Raw genomic sequence first — 23,017 nt, 5'->3', positions numbered from 1 at the left:
AATAGCCTCACCCTCCTGAATGGCTGTACAGCTTGTTATTTGGTGCTAAGTCAATAGGTTTGCGTTCATCGTAGATGAAGCGTAATCACAAGTCAATAAGAAGTTAACAAGCGGCATTGTCAAGCTGAATACGACTCACAGCACGAAGAACAGCCACAGAGTAGGCCCTGTGGCTGTTCTTCGCATCTTTATTTGGTTGTAAATGACCATACATCCGATCGGCTAAAGCCTCCAAATTCATCCCGTGCTATCGCGAACCAGGAATAGCTTTCACCCGGCTGCGTATTCGGGTATGGAACTGTCGCCGTGCTTCCGCTCGGAACCTTCGATGCTTTACCGATCAGCTCATTCGTTCTCGAATAAATACCGATATAATCGGTTGCCACCTGCTTTTCAATCGGTTTCAGATTCAGCGGCAGTACGAATTCATCCTCGTCCGGTTTGAAAAAGTTGTACTTATTCAAATAGGGTGAATACGTATTGACGAATAGCTGCTTGTTCTGCAAATCGAATTGCAGGAAACGCATATACCCCTGTCCGCCTTCTGGACCATTCTGGTAATCGCTTAGCAATTCCAGCACCTTGCGGTCCCCTATTTTCTTAATATTATAGGCAACACCCGGATTATGACCGCCCAGCACCATAAACACATTCGGGTTAGGCTCTACAAGCCGCTCATACACCCAACGCCCTTGACCATAATAAGCCTTGCTCGGCTTCAAGTATTCATGTGTCGCGATTATAGCATTGCGGTCCGCATATTTCTTGAGCACACTATTGGCCCAATCGAACGTTTTTGGGTCAATCACCCAACCGAGATAAACGATAACAAAATCGTTGCCCTTGACCGAAACCAGATCGTAATGATCCCGGTTATTGTTCAGATCCCCGCCAAAGGTAGGCTGCTTGATATACCGCTCGCGGCCAAAATATTTCCAAAACTCCTCATAATTGCCGACATCATAAGCGACATCATGATTACCTGCAACGATACCATAAGGGATATGAGCATCATCAAGGGTTTTCATGCTTTTCGAAGCATTTTCCCATTCAGTCTTGCTGTTCCAATTGTTGATAATATCCCCTGTATGCACCATATAGCTGAACTTTTTTTCCTTCCAGTGATCAACGGTCCACTTGGTCATCAGATCATAAATTTTGGGAAACGACTCCGAATAGTACTGGGTATCGGTCATCCATAGAAAGGCAAAATCATAATCACCTGTCGTCGGAATACGATCCTGCACAAGCACCTCTACCTTGCCGCCGCGCACCATCTGAGCAGGCTTGATTCTCCCTCTTAACGTAAAGTCCTCTGTCCCTCTGTTCGAATCTATGTCTTCCCATAACTGCGTATCAAAATTCCATACATACATAGTGACCAGTCGATCAGGCAGCGAATGTCCCGTCCAGACGATATCAGAATCGGTTAAAGGATCATTGCCCACCTCAAAGGTGAAGCGGTGATACGGAAATTTCTCTTTGTTATCATTAACCAGATATTGACCATCTTTGACGGCAACCAAGGAACGCTGCTCATCAGTCATCATAGTCTCACCCTGGGGTACCAATTCGAGTGGTGGCTCCCGATCAACGGCATGGGTTAATGCCTCGTGCTTGCCCGTTTCGCTCAAATCGTAACGCCGAGCTTTGTAAAAGGATACATCCAACGGATCCTTGGTCGAGTCATCCACCTGTACGCTTAGCTTCAGCTCAGCGGATGAAATTGAAGAACGATCGGTTGGTGCAGGCTGGCTCGGCAGCTCAGGCGTTTCATTCAATACCTGAAAGTTGACGGCACTACTGCGCTCATTACCCGCCTTATCGGTCGTACTTACTTCCAGCTTATGCGCACCAACCGGCAGCTCCGTTGTTTGCAGCTCGGCCGGCAGCTCAATCACCTTACCGTCCAGCTTGGCGACAACAGAAGCAGTGCCGGATATTGCATCATTGGATTTGACATTAACAGCAATTCGATTCTTGTAGGTTCTGCCCTCGATAGGTGAAACGACCTCAAGAACCGGTGCGGTATTATCGACTTGAACGATAACCGTTTTGGCCTTTTTGCTCGTTCCCTCCTCAGCGATTAATTCAACCTTATGATTGGTTTCATGCAGTTCCAGCGTATCCCACAAATAATAGACACTGCGATACTTATCGTCTTTGATCACATAATTAAATTCTTTTTGGAACGTGCTTGGATCTTGTGCCGCGCCAGAAGCAGTCCCGACCGTATACACAGTAGCAGTCTTATAATTCGGATCATCCAGAACCGTTCCGTCCCCAAGCTCGAACTTCAGGGCGCGGAATTTCCACACATCGCGTTCACCCTCCTTGTCATCAGGCGTTTTTTTGCTGCCAGCACGCAGCGTTATTTTATTATTTCCCTGCTGCAGCAGCTCCGCGTTGATGGGAACTGTCAATTTGGTAAATCCCGCAATATTTTTATCAAAGGTATAGGCAAGCTTGTCGTTCACCCATATCGAATTTTTAAACCCATCGCCCGACTTCATCCCCTCGGCTTCAAAGGTGAGCATTGCTTTTTGCTGCATAACCGATTTGGCTGTCACCTTCACATCATCAATGAGCAAACTAAGCTTAGACTCCGGTTTGCTGCCTGATGCTATGATCCCTTTACTCCCTCTTACGATATCTCCATTATCCAAGGAAAGGGTAAGACTCGTATCGTTCGCCGAAACCTGCGGAATACCTATCTGGAGGAAGCCATCTATCGCGAGCACACGAATAATCCACAGTAACCCGATCAGAGCGAGCGCGGTGAACAGGATCAGCACTGTTTTTTGCATTCCATTAAACCGCGGTTGATTCTCCATGCTGAAACCTCCCTCTGTTAGCACAATCCATGATGGACTTTATTGTATACCACCTTGCATTCGAATGATAGACAAACAGCCCCGCCACTAACAACAACGAGGACCGTTACTTGATGCTATTCCCACTTCTCCAGCTGCTCCACGGCCATTGTTAAAGCTTCGGCTGTCACTTCAAAAGGCATGTTTCCGATCGTCCCGGCTGAAGAGAGCACTGCGCTCATCCAATGTTCCTTCTCTGCCTCTTCAATCGGATAGTCTATGCCCAACTGGTGAAGCTTGACTGGCAAACCTATAAGCTTATAGAAAGCAAGCAGTTCATTTATTTCTGCTGGTTGACGCTGCTCCAATATTAATTGCACCAATGTGCCATAAGCAACTATTTCTCCATGTAAAGCTTGCTGGGGAAGAGTTATCAAGCCATTATAGATCGCATGAGCAGCAGCCCAGCGGCAGTTATCTTCACCCAAACCGCTGACCATACCGCCGCATAATACAATGGCGTCAACCACCTGCTGCAATGCAAACGAAGCATTCTCTCGCCTTGCATCTTCTATCGCAGTTACTCCATACTTCATTATGGTGTCATAACCAAGCTTCGCTGCTTGCAGCCCGCTAATTGTCGGTACATTATGCCGCTTATCAAAGGAGCAAGCCGATGCTTCATACCACGTTGCCAACGTGCTGCCTATCCCTGCAATCAAATAACGAGGTGGGGCTTTGGCCACAACATCCGTATCGATCAGTACCAGCAGCGTATTATTGAGAAATACTTGACTATCATAATAATGACCCTGATCGGTATACATCACAGACAAATTCGTGGCCGCCGCGCATGTAGCTGCCAGCGTAGGAATTGCTATGAAGGGCAGCTTCAGATCGTGGCTAAGTTTTTTGGCGATGTCCGTCACTTTACCCGCTCCAACCGCAACGATTAGCTCTGTACCTTCCAGAACCATAGCGGATAATCTCTCGTTTTCATTATAAGAGCATTCCCCTTCATAGACAGCATATGCGTAGACTATATCGGCTCGGTCCAGACTCGCGGTCAGCTTCTTGTTCACGCTCTCCCAAGAGGCTGCGCCTGTGACAATAAAAATCCGCTTTCCCCATTTGGCAATCCATTCGCCAGCTGCATGAATCAATCCCACCTCCTGCATATAAGCATTCGGTGTTCCCATCACCAAATGAACTCCGTTCATCTCAACCGCTCCTCCGTATGGATTGTACCGATTATTTTACATTGACATCAAAGGAGGCCGTTTGGCTGCTTGGTGCCACAATGTTAATTTTAAAGCTGGTTACGTCGCCTGCAGCACCTGTATATTGAGCTTTACCCATTTTATCTATAGTAACAGCACTTGGCTTGCTGCCTACTACGTTGCTTATAAAGAAGCTCAGCTTCAGTACCTCATTACCATTCGTTCCTGTATTTCCAATTTTAAACAAATCATTACGTGAAACAGCTGCTTCCTCACTCAAAGCCCCAGGTGCACGTTCTGCTACAAATTCACCAGCGTATTGATCAGTAACCGTTATTTTCTCAGCCAGCTTCGTATCCCAGATATACAGCCCTGCCTGAAGCTCCGCCAAGGCAACTTCCTTGCCTGTCTTGTTCAGCACGATGCTGCCTACAACCGGACCTTCATTCTTCGAGGTTACATCGATCTTCGAATTAGCAATTTCATTCCGGCCATTGTTGTACAGGATGCTGAGCTGGGCTGTTCCCGCTTTGCCTCCGGCAACGAACCGACTGCCATTCTGATCGGCAGATTTGCTCGCTGCATCGGCTACCTGATTGTTACTGGACGTAACCGAAACAACGGAAGAAGGCACCTTGACGATCTCGCTATTGTCCAGCTTAGCTCTAATTTTGACTTCCTTGGCAAATCCGCGGTAGTTGTCATAGACGCTGCTCGCTCCTGCCGCCCCTGATCCTGTGCTCAAATAATCATCAGTCGCCAGTAAAGTATTGTTTGAATGATCCAGATAAGCTTCATAAGTCAGCTTATTCGCAGAATCGTTAGGGTCAATAACACTCATTGTCGTTGAAACCGAATCAATTTCTGCATAGTTAACCCCATTCACAGCAATGCTGCCATTCGTATCCGCCTTCAACAAGGAAGCCTTGAACAAATAATTCGCAGCTTTTGCGCCAGTTCCGGTGTAGAAATTGAATGATTTATCAAACACGGAATCCACACTCATATCGGATGAATCATGAGCCAGCTTAAAGTCCAGGTATACCTCCTGACCCAATGTCATCGGCTGCAAAATGTATTTTCGCGGCGAGGCGCTGTTAGCCTGATCCGTCCGTTGCGTGCTTGCAAGACTGGTAGCGCCAAGCGTTGCGGCATCTCCTGAATTGGCTTTCAAGGAGTAGCGAACTACATATTGATTAGCAGCATCGTACTTGAGCTCGCCGCCGAATTGGTCATATAGTTTGATTTTCAACTCATTATTAGTACCGGCAGTCATGTATTTGGCTGGTGTAATTGAGAAGCGAATGTCGTCAGCCTTGCGCTCTTCATTGCCGTTTAATGTCAGCTGGGCTCTCACATCCGGACTATCCTTGAGCTGGATGGTGATCGTTGAATTATCTTTGTTGATCACACCTGTAATTGCGATCATACCCTTATGCGAGCCATTATTGGATATAGGATCAGCAGCCAGTGTTACACCACCGTTGGAGAAAATATTGAATTTGGCCCGTTGATCATAAATTTCCTGTGGCGTCAGTTGATTACCTTGGGAATCCTTCACAATAATCGGCACATAAAACTTCGCATCGGTCGCTTCATCCCCTGTCGGCACATCACCCTTGGATAAGCTGTAATTATAAGCACCAAAAACCAAACTTGCTGCCGATTGGTTGCCAGAGATCTTGATCACCTTCGTATAGGTCTGTCCCGACCCGTTGGCGATAAGGGAAATGGTAACATCCTTCGTTTTATCAGATACCGAGCGCAGCTTCAGATCTGCCGCCGAGTCCCCAATCACATTGTCAACGAAGGCCAGATTCTCGCCATCATTACCTTTTTCCAGGTCGGAATCATTCGTCAGTACCACAATACCCGCATTCAAATCGGCTTTATTTTCCACACGAATACCGTATTGGTCATAGGCCTTTACATTCAGATAAGCGTAGCCCTTGGAAGCAATCGCATCCAGCTTGTTGCCGGAATCATTAACGAGCTGCCCGACCTCCAGCCTGGATACGGTGCTTTTATCCCCAATCTGGAATACTTTATTGCCTTGTATGCTTGTTGACTCATAGATGACCGTGATGGAAACCCCTTCGCCTTTAACCGTACCATCAGGTAAATCCAGATAAAAGGCTTGCTCCCCGCCAATGACCGTTGTTGTACCTTTGCTGGCATAAATTTTAAAATTGCTCGCCGATAAAGAGGATTGGCCACCATACTGATTAGCTGCTTTAAAATCAATACGAATCCGTTTATCGTTAGGCAGCGTATCGCCAGCGGTCAGGAAACTGATACCCGTGATTTGTTCCGCAGTCGTTGTAAATTGAGCGGTTTTGGCCGACTCATCCAGATTCGATACGCCATCCAGCGTAACGCCCCATGCTGCCGCATCCCATTTATTATCCAAAGTCAAGGTCGCTGTTGTTTTATCATCATTCCAACTGGTTGTATATCCACCTGTTACCGGTGAACCATTACGAGTCAGGATCAGCTTGGCTGCCGAGGTGTCAGGCAGGGCACCGTTGAATTGAACCGTGAATGCATTGGAATTACTCGCCTTGAAGGAAATGATCCCATACTTGCCGCTAAATATTGGCTTATACTGCTGGGACGATTCATAGGAGGATAACACAAGCAAATCACGCGTTGCCGGTGTCATGCCGCCAAACGTACCGTCCGCATTCGCCTGAAGCAGCTTCAAGCTGATCGCCAAAGCCGCATAGCTTTGAGCCCAGGTGGATATGGTTGGATCGTTCAATCCAGCTGTTGCTTTTACCTGGTTTTCCATACCCAGTCCGCGAATGAGGAATGCAGCCAACTGCTCTTTCGTTACTTCACCTGCGGGATTGTATTGACCTGGCGCGAATCCGTCAGTTATCCCCGCTTTCACGATAGCTTCTATATAAGGTAATGCATAGCCGTTGGCCGGATCGCTTGCCTTTACATCCGTAAAGGTGGAGGCTGTCAGCGTGTTGTCCACCTTTAGCTTGAATATCAAAGCGGCTACTTTTGCAAATTGGGCACGGTTCATTTTGTCCTTCAGGCCGAATGTGCCTTCACTGACACCGTCAAATATTCCCGCACCGATCAATGAATCAAATTTGGCTTTCGTCGTAGCATCCAGATCCTTCAAATCATTGAAATCCGCAGAGGTTTTGGCAGATACCGCACCTCCCAGAGCAAGAGTTGAGAACACGACGGACAGAGATACAATAACTGATAAGCTTTTTTTCATACATATTTCCCCCAATAAATCGATTTTGTCAAGCAATGGACAAGTAAAGCCTATGTAATAAGTGCGGCGTTCGTATCTGGATGGTATCCATGAATTGTGATGAACAAACACGCGAGATAATACTTATTACCCATTCTGTGGAAATTGAACATTATATTGCATTGGTGTTGAAATATGCTGATAGTAAGGCCGTTTACACGTTCTGGCATGTATGAAAAAAGCAGGTACCTCAAGACTGCCGCCTCAGGTTACCTGCTTTTCCTTCAACCTCATCCCATCCCACTCCACTCAACTACTCCTGGCCGCCGGAAATGTTACGGTGAAGCTCGTTCCCTCGCCGAGCGTGCTGCTGACATCAATGGTACCGTGATGGGCATCTACAATCGACTTCGCAATAGCCAGCCCCAGACCATGTCCGCCCATCTGTCGGGAACGGGATTTGTCCGCGCGATAAAAACGCAGAAATATTTGCTTCTGTTCTTCTTCAGCAATCCCAATACCGTTATCTTCAACAACCATGACGAGCTTGCGATTGATATCGCTGGCATTTAGTGACAGCCTCAAAGTGACCTTACCGCCGCTTGGCGTATACTTCAGCGCATTGTCCAGCAGGATGATGAGCAACTGCTTATAACGTTCCACATCTCCCTCGATTTCAAGCTTACCTGAGGCAACCATTTGCAGATCAATTTGCTTGGAACCGGATAAATTTTTCATGGATTCCACAATCATTTGGGCATGAGGCTCCAAATCAAAAGCTTCCCAATGCAAAATATATTCCGGCGTATCCGAACGAGCCAGCAGCAGCAGATCACTAACCAGTCTGGTCATGCGTTTAACCTCATCCTTCATGTTCACCAGCAGCTTTCGCACAAACGGATCCGTCTCCTCCGTCTGTTCCATTTCCAGTGAATCGATGGACGACAGCATGACACTTAGCGGTGTTCTCAACTCGTGCGACGCATCAGCCACGAATTCTCGCTGCCTCGTATAGGATTGTATAATCGGGATCATCGCCCGTCTTGACATGATATGGCTCATATACAGCGCAATTCCAAAAAACAGCACCGCCAATCCACCAAAAATATACAATAACCAATTAAACAGCTCGTAGTTATAGGAAATATTTTTGCCTACATATAAAGTACCGACCTGCTTGTTCCCTTGCATAATCGCTTTACCTGCTGCCAGCAAACGAATCTCTTGAGTATTCGCCTGATCCAATGGTTTGTTATATCCTCGAGGGAAACGGCGATCCCCGAATCGATCCTTGGATAATCTCAGCTTGTCGTAGCGCAATTCATTTTTCTTAGGGGTCCAGCCCTTTAACAAATCCAATAGCTGGGGACGCAGCCCCCGACCGATATCGTTTCCATATAGCAGCTGGCCGTTCGGTCCCATAATGTAATTAAAAAGCTGGTCCTGGGAGGGTCCGATTACACCCTGAATCTCCAGCATTCGCGTGTCCAGTATTTTATTCGTATTCATATGCTCCTCGATCAGTCGCACCTCTTGTTCAACCACGGCTTCGACTTCACGCTCTTGATCGTTAAGGATAATAAAGTAGAGCAATGCATACACGATCACTATAAAAATAATAAGAAACAGCATTAATAGTCCGCTGTACACAAGCGTCAAACGGCTTTGTGTGCGTTGAAAGATATCACTTCCCCAACGCCTGACGATCCACTTCAACCATTTATCCTTCAAGCTTATACCCCACCCCGCGAATACTTTGTATGAGTTCCTCCGAGCCGAATGGTTCCAGCTTTTTGCGAAGCAGCTTGACGGTTGCATCCACGATCTTGGCCGAAACATCGGTATCGTAACCCCATATCCGGTCCAAAATCACTTCCCGGGTCAGCACCTGACCCTTATTGTGTGCCAACAAATCCAGCAGCTGAAACTCGCGGGGTGTTAGCTGGATCGCGATTCCACCTTGTTGCACGGAATATCCGGTACGATTCAGCTTAATATCTTGAAAATGCACTACTTCTTCCGTAATCGGAGCATAGTTGCGGCGGGATAGCGCACGTATTCGGGCCAACAGCTCGGAGATTTCGAATGGCTTAATGACATAATCGTCTGCCCCGGCATCCAGACCTTCGACACGATCCTCCAATGAATCCCTTGCGGTCAGCATCAGTACGGCACCTGAATACCCTGATTTCCGCAACCTTCGGCAAGCATCTACACCAGATCCATCCGGCATCATCCAGTCCATAATTAACACATCGTAATGTGAAGCCAGGGCATAATCACAGGCATCATTACCTGTCATCACCCAATCTACCTGATAACCGGCTTTCCTCTTCAGCATATGTACAATCAGCTCGCCAAGACGGGCATCATCTTCCGCTAACAAAATATTCAATGTGCTGCACCCCTTTCTCTATAGAAGAAAGCATACCATGATTACATGAAAAATTAGTGAAAACTGTTCATGCTATTCGTCATTCTTAGATAATATTTTTTTATGTAGGAATAATGTTCCTTTCACCTAATTTTCACTTTGCAAGGATATATTAAGAGTGCGCCCAAAAGCGTACCCAAAATAAACCAATCAGGAGTGATTTCGAGTATGAAAAAGAAACTACTGCCCATTACTTTAGGACTTGCCCTTATGGCACTTGCTGGTACAGCATATGCACAGTCAGCTACGACGACAACATCCACAGATACATCAACTGAGCACAAAGCACAGGGATTCAAAGGTGGAGACAAGGTGAAGCTTGGTGGTATCGCCAATCAGGAGCTATTGACTCTTTTAAATATTGATGAAGCTACCCTTCATACCGAATTGAAAGCAGGTAAATCGTTGGCGGCTATTGGAGAAGCCAAAGGCATATCCAAACAGCAAATCATCGATCTTCTCGTGAAACAGGATGCTGAAAGACTAGCCAAAGCGGTTACAGACGGCAAAATCACACAAGCACAAGCTGATGAAAGAAAAGCGAAACAGCTGGAAATGATCACCAAGAGGGTGGATCAAGCTGGAGAGTTTGGCGGTAAGGGCGGACCAGGCGAACGTGGTGGCAAGGGGCCTGAAGGACGCGATGGACATGGCCCTGGTGGCTTTGGAGGTCCGGGCGGCGGCTTGGAAGCAGCTTCCTCGATTATAGGTTTGACAACCAAGGAGATCGGAGATCAATTGAAGGCTGGCAAATCATTAAGCGAAATCGCTCTGGAAAAAGGAGTCAGCAAGCAGCAATTGATTGATGGTCTAGTCAAGAAAGAAACCGAAAGAATCACCAAACAGGTAGATGAAAAACGCCAACCAAAAGCATCCTCCGCGGCTCCTGCGGCAGCAACAACTGAGTAATTCACCTCCAAGGTGAGCATCATACTTAAAATAAGGGACAATCCCCATAATCCTCGGATTATAGGAGACTGTCCCTTTTGTCATTATTCATCTGCTGCATGACTACTGCCCGAACTTTTGCTACAATGTCATAGAGATGTTGATATAGATACATACATGATGGAGGAGAGAATACAATGGCACAAAATCGCCGACTGGAAACCGATCAGGAATTTAATGAAGCCATGGAAAAACAAGCTCTCATCCGAATATTTAAAGACGATCATATTATAGAATCCGGAGTTGTGATTACCCGCTTTGACGATCAAACCATCGTTGTGCAATCCGGCGTAAGCGGACTATTTTATTATCCGAGAGCAGCGTGTGAGTTTTTCGAGACCAAACAGCGTTAAGTCAGTTTAAACTGGAAATGCCTCATCGATTTGTTTGGTTTGCTGCTCGCTGAGACTCCAGCCTACAGCACCTACATTTTCATGCAGCTGCTCAAGCTTACTTACGCCAATAATAGCTGCGGAAACTGCGGGACGATTAACAATCCAGTTCAAGCTTACTTGTGCGGGCGTTTTGCCAAGCTCGGTCGCGATGTCCTTTAACAGCTGAACACCCTCCTGAAATTTCTTAGCTCGTTCCGCAACGGCCGGTTCCTCGGCTCCGCGGCTTCCTCTTGGAATATTGGATTCATATTTACCGGACAAAATACCGCCGCCCATCGGACTGTCGAGGATCATCCCGATTCCTTGATCCACGCACATCGGCTGCAGCTCTTTCTCTACCACCCGGTTAGCCAGGCTGTAATTAGGCTGCACAGAGATAAAGCTGGCAAGCTTATTCACATCACTGACCCATAATGCTTTCGTTAGCACCCATGCCGGGAAATTCGAGCAGCCTATGTAACGTACCTTGCCTTGACGGATCAAATCATCGTAAGCGCGTAAGGACTCCTCAAGCGGAGTTTCATAATCAACATTATGGGCCTGGTAGAGGTCAATATAGTCAGTGCCCAGCCGTCGCAGGCTGTTCTCGACCTCCTGCATAATATGCAGACGGGATTGGCCTCTGTTATTAATGCCGGGTCCTACGTCACCATGCACCTTCGTAGCCACGACAACCTCGTGACGACGACCCTTGATCGCCCTGCCAAGGATTTCTTCGGCCTCTCCACCCGTATAACGGTTAGCATTATCGAACAGATTAATCCCAAGATCGATAGCCTCACGGATAATGCGAAAAGAATCTGTAGGCGTGACCTTACCCGGCTTCCCCCAGGGAGGAGTTGGACTCCCGAAGTTCCAGCAGCCCAAGCTAAGTCTTGACACTTTAAGTCCTGATTTACCTAATCTGACATATTCCATTTGGTTTCCTCCTCAGTGCTTTGCCTTGGCAAAGCTGGCATCGTAAGCATCTACTGAGCTTTGTGTAACAAAGCTGGCATCATGAATTCTATATTTCCTATTTTATCGATTGAAGTAAGCAGCTTGTTTCAGGAAAACGCTTTCTACTCGTTCAACAATAGCCCCATCCAGCTCTGACTCGTTTCTTGCTTTTTGCCATTCCGGATCGTTCCTGAAAATCTCGAATTTGGCGTCGCGCTCTTCACGGTTGGCAAATTCCATCACGTAAACCAATTTGTTGCTTTCCGCATCGGTGTCTTCCCAAAAATCGGTAACCTTCATCCCGATCCTGGAGAAAATATTCAAGGTGTGATTAGCGAAACGGTCGTTGATAGCTTGCATCCTGCCAGGATGAATATAATAAATTCGAAGCTCATACAGCATCAGGTCGTCCTCTTTTCCTCATTTAATTACTTACCTTCCCTATTATAAGTGACAAATCCACTATCGAAAATGACTGAATTGTTTGAAACTTAGTTTCGTGAAGTAAAGTACCTCTAACTTTTAAGCAGCAGTGGCGGCTTTTTTATCCCATGCATTCACGATCAGAACACTAACAACGCAGCCAAGAGCAATCCACCCGTTGTAGAAAAACACTTCTTTCATCCCAACCGCCTCGCTGGCATATCCTCCAATAAAGCTGCCAATAATTCTGGCAACACCCAGACTGAGCAGACCGTTCAAAGTCTGGCCGCTGGCCTTTAGCTCCTTGGGAACCTCCTGATTGATATACATCGCCATCGTCACAGAAAGCACAATAAAGATCAATCCATGCAGAAGCTGGGCAGGCAGCACCCAAAGTGGATTATCCGTCAACGAAAATGCGAACCAACGGAGAGCCGTTGCGATACTGGCTATCAACAAAACATGTGTCATCCGAATTCGCTCGAATACTCGCTTTGCCACAAGCAAAAAAGGAATCTCGCTTATCGAGGAGATCACCATGGACCATCCAAGAAGGACGCTATCGCCTCCCATCGACTTGAAGTAAACAGGAAAGAACGTATAGTAGTATCCTAAAGTAATTTGCAGGATCACATTGATCCCCATATAAATCATCAGCTTCCGCTGTTTGAACAATACCCATATCCGCACTTTATCACCTGTCATCCGATAGCCAGGAGCCTTGGGAAAACGAAGCAGCAGCAGCAAGGCTACCAGCATAACCAGTGAATAGACAGGAAATAAATAGTTAATGTTCAGCTTCGCTATAAAGCCGAAGGCAATTGACATCAAGGCAAAGCCGATCGTTCCACCCAGACGGATCAGACCAAACGACCAGCGCTTCTGCTTTTCCAGCTCCTGCAATGTAATGGCATCACTAATTGCAAAAATCGACGTGTGAAAGAACGTAAATAAGCATACCATCGACATTAAAAACACATACATAGTGGACAGTGGAAAAAACAGCATGATGCTGCCACAGCCGATGATCAATATCATCAATATCGTGTTTTTATTGTTGGCCTGGTCCCCACGCGAACCCCAGAAGGGCTGAGCCAGCAGAGCCACTAACGGTCCCAGGCTTAGCAGCGTACCGATTTCTGAAGGTGTCGCCCCAACAGATTGAAAGTAAATCGGCAGGAACGTACCATACACCGCATTTCCCATATAAATAACCATATAAAAAAGTAAAAAGTAGACCATGCATACATCCCTCTCGACGCTCAGACATTTCTCACTATTGTATCAAGAGCGGCGGGCTGTGGGAAGACACTTGGGTTCTGAAATGACAAAAAAAAGCAGCCCTAAAGGCTGCTCATCCGTTCCATTTTGTATTTTTTCAATCCATTATAGGCCATCTCAAGCTGACTGTTAATATGCATTTCCGACGCCGAGTCACTCATCATGCTACAGGCCCTGACGAGACTGTCAATAACACTAAACAATTCAGGATCCGTACGATAACAATCGGTGGATATTTCCTGCATTTCGTAAATTTTGTCTGCAAAGTTTGGGTAAGCATTTAATGGAGTCATGTTAATCAAATCCCTTCTCGGTTAAGGAATAAAAGCAATGATGCACAATATAACTTCATTAAAAATGATTTAGTGTGTCTTAATAATTATTGTAACGCTTCCAAACCTGTTTTACAATACACATTTCAATTATTTTTTACGTTCTGTACTTGGCAATTTCCTGTTCATACATATCTCCACCATGAGAATCATATACAACCATCACCGGAAATTGCTCCACTGTCAGCTTCCGGATGGCTTCCGGCCCAAGATCCTCATAAGCAACAACCTCGGCCGCTTTGACTTTCTGGGCCAGCAGAGCAGATAAACCACCAATTGCAGCGAAGCATACGGCTTCATATTGTGTACAGGCCTCTCTTACCTCCTGGCTTCGCGGTCCTTTACCAATGGTAGCTTTGACTCCATACTTGTACATAGCAGGTGTGTATGGGTCCATCCGTGAAGCGGTTGTCGGCGCGATCGAGCCGATGATTTGACCTGGCTTCGGTGGTGTCGGCCCTGCGTAAAAGACAACTTCATTTTTCAAATTTACGGGAAATTCCTCGCCGCGTTCAATCAGCTCCAGCAGCCGCTTATGCGCCGCATCGCGCGCGACATAGATGGTTCCATTCAGAAATACCTCATCGCCTGCTCGAAACTGTAAGACTTGTTCTCTCGTTAGAGGTGTCTCCAGAACAATTTTGGCCAAGATTCAGCACCACCTTTTATAATTTAGAGTACACAGGATTTCTTGCGTGCAGCATGACATTGTAAATTAACGGCGACCGGCAGCGCGGTGATATGGCAGCCGTACGTTTCCACCGCCACCCATAGGGCTGTACTCGTTCCGCCCAGACCCTGCGGTCCAATCCCCGTCTTATTGATTTCCTCCAGCAATTCCTTCTCCAGCTCGGCAATATGCGGTTCATGATGATATTCGCCCACATTCCGCAGTATCGCCTCCTTGGCAATCTCGGTTACTTTATCAAAGCTTCCACCAATGCCTACACCTACAACCAAAGGTGGACATGCCCTGCCGCCTGCTGCCAGTATCGTATCCATCACAAATTTTTTGACTCCGGCAGCGCCATCTCCTGGAAGCAGAAACTTCATTGCACTCATATTCTCGCTTCCACCGCCCTTCGGCAGCACTGTGAGCTTAATTTGATCTCCTGGAACAATTTCGGTATGAATGACCCCTGGTGTATTATCATTCGTATTCTTACGCAATAAAGGATCGCCTACAATTGAATTGCGCAAGTAGCCATCCTTATAGCCTTTCCTGATTCCATCGTGAATCGCATCATTGAAGCTGCCGCCTTCTATATGGACATCCTGCCCCACCTTGGCGTATACGACAGTAAGCCCAGTATCATGACAGTACGGCCGATCCTCTTCGGCAGCCAATTGTGCATTTTCGAGCAATTGATCCAGAATGCTTTTGCCCAGAGGAGATTTTTCGGTGGCACTTGCTTTACGGAAGCCCTCAACAATATCCTCCGGTAAGTAATAGCAAGCCTCCATGCATAAAATAGCTACAGTATCACGAATTTGATCAACATGAATGGTCCTCATGATTCAGTCATCCTCTCTACGATTCTCGAATTTGCCCGAAAAAGCTTTTTCTTGCGGGCGCAATCCATTGGTCCATTTCTTCCCGCTTTTCTTCACCTACCAAACGATTTACAAGTACATCATGCCAAATATAATCCTCCAGCAAATAAATATGAGCCGGATCATCCGTATAAAACGCATTGCCGCCTTGTTCTATGGAATTACCGTAGAACAGCTCCTGACCATCTACCGATACAATGAACCAAGGGTGGTCAACATGCTCTACGTAATGGGTTTTTCGGTGGAGTTCCAGCCCAGGCAGTGGATCATTCACCTGGAATAATATGCCTCTCAGCAAGCAGCCTTCCTGCCGTTTCTTCAGATCCTCCATCAGATTGCAATACATCGGTTCCCACATGGAAAGTACGATACGCTTGCGGGCACGTCGAATAAGGACCCGGCAAAAAGAGAGGATGTTGTCCTCCCCTTTTACTGTAGAAACATAGATTTCAGGCTCGCGCTCCTGCTTCTCAAGCGCTTTCAATTCTTTTTCCAGACTGCTGTACGTTTCTTCCCATTTTGATTTCATCGACTCGAGGAAGACATCTACCGGTAAAGACGAGTAGTGGGCTCCACCCTCGCTTTCCTGCTTCATGACCAATCCATGCTGCACCAGGCCATCGAGCACATCGTACACTCGCGCCCGCGGTACCCCCGATATTTTACTGATCTGATACGCATTTGAGAGTCCGAGCGGAACCAAGGAAAGGTATACCTTGGCTTCATATTGAGTTAACCCCATAGCTTGAATATTCCCTAACAGTTCTTCCATTCGCAATCCCCATTTCTACGCCAGATATTAGTTACTATTATAGTAATCACTATTGATGTTGATTCCATATTATCAAATAAAATTGCGGTTTACAATGACAAAAAAGGATACATCCTCGGAATCGTGAATGTATCCTTCAATCGCTGATCGAAATTGGTTTTAATTGTTTAATATAGCTTCGATTTTCTCAAGCACTTCGCTGTCCAAAGTAATGCCAGAAGCGGCACAGTTTTCGATTACCTGTTCCGGGCGGCTAGCACCGACCAAAGTACTGGCGACATTTTCCTGTCTTAAAATCCACGCCAAGGCTAACTGCGAAAGTTTAATACCCAATTCGTCGGAGATTTTCTCCAGCTGCGCGACTTGGATTAATTGGCTTTCTTTTAAATTATTCTCTCCCCAATTTTTGCTTGCTGCGCGGCTATCGGCTGGTATAGCAGAACCAGGACGGTATTTGCCTGTCAATATACCTTGCGCAAGCGGTGAGAACACGACTTGACCGATTCCGCTTTTGGTACCGAGTGGAATGATTTCTTTCTCAATGTAACGGTTAAACATGTTATAGACCGGTTGGTTAACAATGATCCGGTCCAACAAATATTTATCTGCAATTGCCAATGCTTCCTGCATTTGGGCTGCAGTCCATTCACTGATGCCCGCATACAGTACTTTACCTTGCGTTATCAGATCATCGATCGCCCGCAGCGTTTCTTCAACTGGAGTTTGTGGGTCATACCGATGGCAATAATAAATATCAACATAGTCCACAGCCAAACGCTTCAAGCTCGCCTGGCACTGCTCCATCAAATGCTTACGTGACAAACCGCGGTCGTTCGGGCCATCGCCCATCGGCCAAAATACTTTGGTTGCCAGAACATAAGAATCACGAGGATAAGCATTTAATATTTGGCCTACCACCTTTTCTGCTTCGCCTCGTTCATAGGCATTGGCCGTATCGAAAAAATTGATGCCGAGGTCATACGCCTGCTCAATAGATTTGACGGCTTTTTCATTTTCCACGTAACCTCCATAAGTCATCCAACTACCGAGGCTGATTTCACTGACCTTCAAACCACTACCACCAAGTCTACGATATTTCATTAAGTTATACCTCCATGGAATGAGTTTAAGTTACCTATTGATTGTAAGTTAAAGTTCATTCCAAGGTAAGTACTGAATAATTGTTCCTTTAGTAACTTTGCAGTAAGTTATAGGAAACTTATACAACAACAAAAACCGTTAAAGCCCCTTAGAGGAGATTTAACGGCTATTTCTGATTATTTTTATGAACCGAGCTAAGTTGCTATGCTTTGACTTTTGCTTCTGGAATACGATTTAAGGTACTGCATAATGAAGGCATAATCGCCTACGCTTGATTTGACAAATTCAATACCGTAATAGTGGCAATAGGTCGTTGACCGCTGCCAGTTGATATGGCCTGTAATTTCTATATGTTGATTCAGAAGGGTAAATTTCACGGTAATATTAATATCGTTATCTGCTGCTTTGAGATTTAAGAAAGACTCAATCTGACATCCGTTCTGACTCAAGTCAACAAGCCTGGCTCCCACATCTTTGCTATTCATTTCCATACCATTGATTTCAATAATCGTAAATGGAGATTCAATATTCTCGGCAAATTGATATCGGAGTGGTTCTTTTCTTCGACTGGCTGCCAAACTAGCTCACCTCAAGACATAAGTTAATACGATCAGTATAGCACAGGATGTTCCTGATCATTTTAAAGCTTTAGTCAAGTGGAATTCAAATCGTTATGAAATCCTGGCGGCACAGCTTGGGCTTCAACCCTGGTAGTTACACCGAAGCATTTAACCCTATTTTCACCGTTGCTGCCGAGATCTGAACCTGCTCCATTTCAATGATGCTGCCAAATTTCAGAGAACGCAGCAGCACATTGTCCTGGATTAAAGACTCAAATTCCATGATACTGTTTCGGGTTTCGTCATCTGCTTCAATGATAAGCTCCACTCGTTGATCAATCGGAAGATCATATTTCTTGCGAAGATCCTGAACGGCACGGATCAATTCACGGATCATCCCCTCTTTTTCGAGCTCCGGTGTGATGGTTGTGTTCAGTGATACGGTCATTTGATACCCTGTAGCCGATGCGTAGCCGATCTTGGCCTGACGTTCGATTAACATTTCCTCCGTAGGGACATGGACGAGCTCTCCGTCTGCTGGACGGTAATCCACATAACCAACCTGTAGTGCATTCTTGATTTCCGACTGCTCCATATTTCGCAAGCAGGACTGCAGGCCGGATACGAGCTTCCCATACTTGGGACCCGCAACCTTCAGATTCATTTTCAGTGCATAATCAGTTAAATTATCATCATGCTGCTCAACTCGAATCGATTTTACATTCATTTCATCCTTAATAATCTCCTCAAAATCAGCAACATGGAGTGTTTGATCCGTAATTACGATCAATTCCGATAACGGTTGACGGTTTTTGATCGCTGTATCATTACGGATGTTGCGGGCAAGCTCCACAATTTGCCGGGTACGGGCCATGTTATCCTCCAAAGCTGCATCGATGGCTGTCGAATCCAGGGCAGGATAATCAGCTAAGTGGACGCTGCCTCCATCCGCCAGGTTCATATAGATTTCATCAGCGAGAAATGGGGTGAACGGAGCTATCATCCTGCTGATATCCAGGAGCACCTGCCTCATGGTTCGGTAAGCAGCACATTTGTCCTCCGTCAGACCATGACCCCAAAAGCGCTCCCGTGAGCGGCGGATATACCAGTTGCTGAATTCGTCGACAAGACCTTCAATGGCTTGAGCCGCAGTCATAAAATCAAAGCCTTCCAAGCTTTCGCTCACCACAGATATCGTATGGTTAAGCCGGGAAATGATCCAGCGATCCAGCGAATGGTCAGAACCTGCCTTGTGGTCCAATGCATGTTCATAATGATCGATAGTCGCATACATTACATAAAAAGAATGGGCATTCACCAACGTATCGATGACTTTGGATTTGGCTGATGCTACAATATTTCGTGAGAAACGTTTGCTTAACCAGGGTGCACTGTCTGCCAGGAGCGCCCAACGGAAAGCGTCCGCACCAAATTCCTCAATGATTTCCCAGGGATCGATGACATTGCCTTTACTTTTCGACATTTTCTGACCGTTCTCATCGAGAATATGACCTGTCGCCATCACCGCTTTATAGGGAGCTTTACCTGTGAACAGCGTGGATACGGCTAGCAAGCTATAAAACCATCCGCGGGTTTGATCGATCCCCTCACAGATAATGTCCGCCGGAAACTGGTCGGCAAAGGCTTCCTGATTCTCAAACGGATAATGGTGCTGGGCAAAAGGCATCGAACCACTGTCAAACCATACATCGATCACTTCAGATGTCCGAACCATTTCACCCGGGCACTCAGAGCAATTCAGCTTCACGTCATCGATAAAAGGCTTATGAAGCTCCAGATTATCCGGCAAAGGCTGTACGGACCGGGCACGTAAATCAGCTACGCTTGCTGGTGCATGCTCGCATCCGCAATCCTGACAGACCCAAACATTCAGCGGGGTTCCCCAGTAACGGTTACGGCTTATGTTCCAATCGACCAGCTCATCGAGAAATTTGCCAAAACGCCCTTCCCGAATATGACCTGGATACCATTCCACGGAACGGTTATTGGCTATCATTTGCTCCTTGATCGCGGTTGTCCGGATAAACCAGCTTTCCATCGCATAATACAAAAGCGGTGTATGGCAGCGCCAGCAGAAAGGGTAGCTATGCTCGTATCTCTCCTTGGCAAACAGTAATCCCCGCTTGGACAGATCCTTGACAATATCAACGTCACAGTCTTTAACAAACCGACCGACGAATTGTGGAACAGCTTCGGTATAGCAGCCATCCAAACCGACCACGCTCAGCATACCAATCCCCTGCTTCTGCGCCGCGCGGTAATCATCCTCCCCGTGAGCTGGAGCGATATGCACGATTCCTGTGCCGCTGGAGTCGCTGACAAAGTCTGCACCGATGACAATATATCGGGTTGGAGAACCCGCTGCATTCGAATTCGCTTGATTCACTGTACGTTGGGGCTCGTCACTTTCACTTGGATAAGGAGCTTCATAGGTAATACCCACAAATTCACGGCCTTTATGCTCGGACACGATCTCATAGGTGCCTTGAATCACCTGGGTGAGCAGACTTTTGGCCAAAATGAGCACTTCGTCGTTATGCTTGACTTTGACATAATCCAGATCGGGATGAACAGCAAGCGCCGTATTGGCCGGCAAGGTCCAGGGTGTTGTGGTCCAGGCAAGGAAGCTCTCACCTGCAGGAGTCCTGAATTTAACGGTCGCGCTAAGATCCTTCACATCCTCGTAGCCCTGCGCCAATTCATGTGAGCTTAACGTCGTTTGACAGCTTGGGCAATATGGACTGACGCGATGTCCCTTATTCAATAGGCCTTCCTTGTGAATATGGGACAAAATGTGCCACACACTTTCGATATAATCGTTGGATAACGTCATATACGGCGAATCCAGATCGGTCCAATAGCCGATGGATTCCGTCAGCTCGCGCCATTGCTTTTCATAACGAAAGACACTCGCTTTGCATTTTTCAATAAATTTTTCGACGCCATATGCTTCAATCTCCTGTTTGCCCGAGATTCCAAGCTCCTTTTCCACGCCCAGCTCTACGGGTAAACCGTGGGTATCCCAACCCGCCTTACGCAATACCTGGTAGCCAGACATGGTCTTGTAGCGGCATATAAAATCCTTGATGACTCTTCCCAGCATATGCCCTATATGGGGTGCTCCATTGGCAGTAGGCGGCCCTTCGTAGAACACAAACCTCGGCTTGCCTAACCGCTGATTGATGGACCTGGAGAATGTTTGCTCCTGTACCCACTGCTCATATACCCGCTTTTCCCTCTTGGCTGCCTGCTCTTTCACATCAACTGTACGCATACGATCCACTCCTTTTGGTAATCAAAATGTTGGTAAAAAAACAAAAAAATCCCGCCCCTGTAAGGGACGAGATTGAACTCGCGATACCACCCTAATTCTGTGTTAAGCTAACTTGCTAGCCTTCACAGCACCTCAAACTACGCACCAACATGCGCGGCCCTTGTAACGGCGGGATCCCGTTAAAGCTTACTGTGACTTCAGCTTTACTTCTCGGAGAGGATTTTCTACTAACACATGAACATTGGCTTTCAGCAAAGCGCCAACTCTCTGGGGAACAAGTGATTAGTATACTCTTTCTCGTTAACGAATTTAAATGATGTTGAACTTAATCTACTTTTACAACATTTTCGGATGATTGTCAATGGGGAGAGCAACAGGCTGCACAGGCAAACGCAGGAAAAAGCTGCTACCTTCTCCTTTGGTGCTTTGCAAATCAAGTGTGCCACCGAGAAGTCCGGCCAATTTCAGGCTGATCGATAAACCAAGCCCTGCTCCACCATAACGGCGGGTAAACGTACCATTTTCCTGTTGAAAGGCCTCGAATATCAGATGCTGCTTATCCTTATCAATACCGATGCCTGTATCCTGTATCCTGTATACAAAATACGATCCAATCCTCCGACTTTTCAAGCCTATTGTGTCCAGACCGAGAGTCTTTATCCATATAGATCTGCATGGTGATGCTGCCCTGATCTGTAAATTTGACCGCATTCGTGAGCAAATTACGTAAAATTTGAACCAGCCTTTGGGCATCGGACACGATGAACACAGGGACACTCTCTTGAAGATCCACCTTGAATTGCAAGCTTTTCTGGTTCGTAATTGGAACAAATTGATGCTGGACAAGCTGAACCAATTCCATTACAGATACCATTTCTAATACGATTTCCATTTTACCTGTTTCCATTTTGGAGATATCCAGCATATCATTGATCATCTTCAAAAGCTCATTGCCGGAGGTATGTATAATCTTGCCATAGCTGATCTCTTCCTCCGAATAGCGGGACCTGTCCTCCTCCTGAAGCAGCTGGGATAACGCAATGATGCTGTTCAGTGGTGTTTTCAGCTCGTGCGACATATTGGCAATAAACTCAGATTTGTATTGGGAGGCCAGCTGCAGCTGCAGTGCTTTCTCCTCCAGCTCCCTTTTTTGCTTACGCAGGACCAAATTCATCGTCTTATTCTTCTGCGCACGCAGCTGTTCCTCATAGAAATCCTTCAAAATGAATACGAAGAAGGCATTCAACAAAAGTGCAGCCGGGTACGTATAAGGGCCAATATGCTGCAAGTAATTGAGCCTCGGTATAGAAGCAAAAGTAGCGATACCGATCACCTGAAGCGTATTCATCGAGATGATGGGGATGATAGCTTTTCTATTGTAGCTCCATGCTTTTTTTCGATACAAGGCAACCAGAAATGCGGCCAGACAACCGAGCAATAATATATTAATGGAACCGGTAAATGCCTGAGCCGTGAACCCGGAAATGGTATACCGAGAAATTGCAATTCCGACACTAATGATCAGCACGAGCCGGGGATCACGAAAAAAAAGCGTGCCAAACACAATCGGCAGCGCACGTAAATCGAACAGTGTCGATCCTTGGCCCTGTACACCAAAAACATGGCAAGCCAGCCCGCAAAAATGAAAATGCCGACTAGACCAGCCTGTTTTACTTTCCAGGTTGCATGTTGAAATATGTATTTAAAACATAAATTGAATAAGTATGCAGACG

Annotated in this window: 19 protein-coding genes and 1 other annotated feature; of the genes, 2 read left to right on the top strand and 17 right to left on the bottom strand. The window is 46.4% G+C overall.

All coding sequences use genetic code 11. The features are described from left to right. Nucleotides 1-188: 188 nt before the first annotated feature. The 5 genes from OB236_RS39300 to OB236_RS39280 all read right to left on the bottom strand — a co-directional run bounded on the left by OB236_RS39300 (nt 189) and on the right by OB236_RS39280 (nt 9,645). Nucleotides 189-2,834 carry a metallophosphoesterase gene (locus tag OB236_RS39300; RefSeq protein WP_262688959.1) on the bottom strand — a complete coding sequence of 882 codons (2,646 nt, stop codon included), beginning with the start codon at nt 2,832-2,834 and terminating at the stop codon, nt 189-191. 116 nt (nt 2,835-2,950) lie between these two features. Further along, nucleotides 2,951-4,033: an iron-containing alcohol dehydrogenase family protein gene (locus tag OB236_RS39295; protein WP_262688957.1), complete on the bottom strand. Its 1,083-nt coding sequence runs from the start codon at nt 4,031-4,033 to the stop codon at nt 2,951-2,953. A gap of 31 nt (nt 4,034-4,064) precedes the next feature. Then, complete coding sequence (locus OB236_RS39290) at nt 4,065-7,271, bottom strand: S-layer homology domain-containing protein (protein ID WP_262688956.1); 3,207 nt, start codon at nt 7,269-7,271, stop codon at nt 4,065-4,067. Nucleotides 7,272-7,559: 288 nt separating this feature from the next. Continuing rightward, nucleotides 7,560-8,981 (bottom strand): sensor histidine kinase, encoded by a 1,422-nt coding sequence (locus OB236_RS39285; RefSeq protein ID WP_262688953.1) that lies wholly within the window; start codon nt 8,979-8,981, stop codon nt 7,560-7,562. After that, on the bottom strand, nt 8,971-9,645 hold the full coding sequence (locus OB236_RS39280; RefSeq protein ID WP_262688951.1) for a response regulator transcription factor: 675 nt from the start codon (nt 9,643-9,645) through the stop codon (nt 8,971-8,973). The genes OB236_RS39285 and OB236_RS39280 overlap by 11 nt, the downstream gene beginning before the upstream one ends. Before the next feature lie 207 nt (nt 9,646-9,852). Here OB236_RS39280 and OB236_RS39275 point away from each other — a divergent pair, with 207 nt between their 5' ends. Together OB236_RS39275 and OB236_RS39270 are read left to right on the top strand one after the other, a co-directional pair. Continuing rightward, on the top strand, nt 9,853-10,593 hold the full coding sequence (locus OB236_RS39275) for a hypothetical protein (protein WP_262688949.1): 741 nt from the start codon (nt 9,853-9,855) through the stop codon (nt 10,591-10,593). Nucleotides 10,594-10,769: 176 nt separating this feature from the next. Continuing rightward, on the top strand, nt 10,770-10,985 hold the full coding sequence (locus tag OB236_RS39270; RefSeq protein WP_262688947.1) for a hypothetical protein: 216 nt from the start codon (nt 10,770-10,772) through the stop codon (nt 10,983-10,985). Nucleotides 10,986-10,991: 6 nt separating this feature from the next. Here the strand turns inward: OB236_RS39270 and OB236_RS39265 are convergent, their stop codons facing one another. The 12 genes from OB236_RS39265 to OB236_RS39210 all read right to left on the bottom strand — a co-directional run bounded on the left by OB236_RS39265 (nt 10,992) and on the right by OB236_RS39210 (nt 22,965). Then, nucleotides 10,992-11,945, bottom strand: a complete 954-nt coding sequence (locus OB236_RS39265) for an aldo/keto reductase (protein ID WP_262688946.1) — start codon at nt 11,943-11,945, stop codon at nt 10,992-10,994. Between the two features lie 102 nt (nt 11,946-12,047). Continuing rightward, nucleotides 12,048-12,368, bottom strand: coding sequence for an NIPSNAP family protein (locus tag OB236_RS39260; RefSeq protein WP_076236108.1), 321 nt, complete (start codon nt 12,366-12,368; stop codon nt 12,048-12,050). Nucleotides 12,369-12,488: 120 nt separating this feature from the next. Next, nucleotides 12,489-13,631, bottom strand: coding sequence for an MFS transporter (locus OB236_RS39255; protein WP_262688945.1), 1,143 nt, complete (start codon nt 13,629-13,631; stop codon nt 12,489-12,491). A 101-nt stretch (nt 13,632-13,732) separates the two neighbouring features. Then, nucleotides 13,733-13,963: a hypothetical protein gene (locus OB236_RS39250; RefSeq protein WP_076236110.1), complete on the bottom strand. Its 231-nt coding sequence runs from the start codon at nt 13,961-13,963 to the stop codon at nt 13,733-13,735. Nucleotides 13,964-14,099: 136 nt separating this feature from the next. Further along, nucleotides 14,100-14,651: a Fe-S-containing hydro-lyase gene (locus tag OB236_RS39245; protein WP_262688942.1), complete on the bottom strand. Its 552-nt coding sequence runs from the start codon at nt 14,649-14,651 to the stop codon at nt 14,100-14,102. A 23-nt stretch (nt 14,652-14,674) separates the two neighbouring features. Beyond that, nucleotides 14,675-15,517, bottom strand: a complete 843-nt coding sequence (locus tag OB236_RS39240; protein ID WP_262688940.1) for a fumarate hydratase — start codon at nt 15,515-15,517, stop codon at nt 14,675-14,677. A 16-nt stretch (nt 15,518-15,533) separates the two neighbouring features. Beyond that, nucleotides 15,534-16,328: a TrmB family transcriptional regulator gene (locus OB236_RS39235; RefSeq protein ID WP_262688938.1), complete on the bottom strand. Its 795-nt coding sequence runs from the start codon at nt 16,326-16,328 to the stop codon at nt 15,534-15,536. A 159-nt stretch (nt 16,329-16,487) separates the two neighbouring features. Continuing rightward, nucleotides 16,488-17,429, bottom strand: coding sequence for an aldo/keto reductase family protein (locus OB236_RS39230; protein ID WP_262688936.1), 942 nt, complete (start codon nt 17,427-17,429; stop codon nt 16,488-16,490). A gap of 194 nt (nt 17,430-17,623) precedes the next feature. Beyond that, nucleotides 17,624-18,007, bottom strand: a complete 384-nt coding sequence (locus OB236_RS39225; protein ID WP_262688934.1) for a PilZ domain-containing protein — start codon at nt 18,005-18,007, stop codon at nt 17,624-17,626. 136 nt (nt 18,008-18,143) lie between these two features. Further along, entirely contained in the window at nt 18,144-21,284 is a 3,141-nt protein-coding gene (gene ileS / locus OB236_RS39220; RefSeq protein ID WP_262688932.1) for an isoleucine--tRNA ligase, read from the bottom strand. A gap of 59 nt (nt 21,285-21,343) precedes the next feature. After that, nucleotides 21,344-21,597 (bottom strand) — a binding site (T-box leader). 23 nt (nt 21,598-21,620) lie between these two features. Further along, nucleotides 21,621-21,914 carry an ATP-binding protein gene (locus OB236_RS39215; RefSeq protein ID WP_262688930.1) on the bottom strand — a complete coding sequence of 98 codons (294 nt, stop codon included), beginning with the start codon at nt 21,912-21,914 and terminating at the stop codon, nt 21,621-21,623. Then, a complete protein-coding gene (locus OB236_RS39210) occupies nt 21,850-22,965 on the bottom strand; it encodes a sensor histidine kinase (protein ID WP_332843824.1) in 1,116 nt (371 codons plus the stop codon). The genes OB236_RS39215 and OB236_RS39210 overlap by 65 nt, the downstream gene beginning before the upstream one ends. Nucleotides 22,966-23,017 lie beyond the last annotated feature (52 nt).

The sequence above is a fragment of the Paenibacillus baimaensis genome, from assembly GCF_025567575.1.
This window is presented reverse-complemented; position numbering and strand designations above follow the sequence as displayed.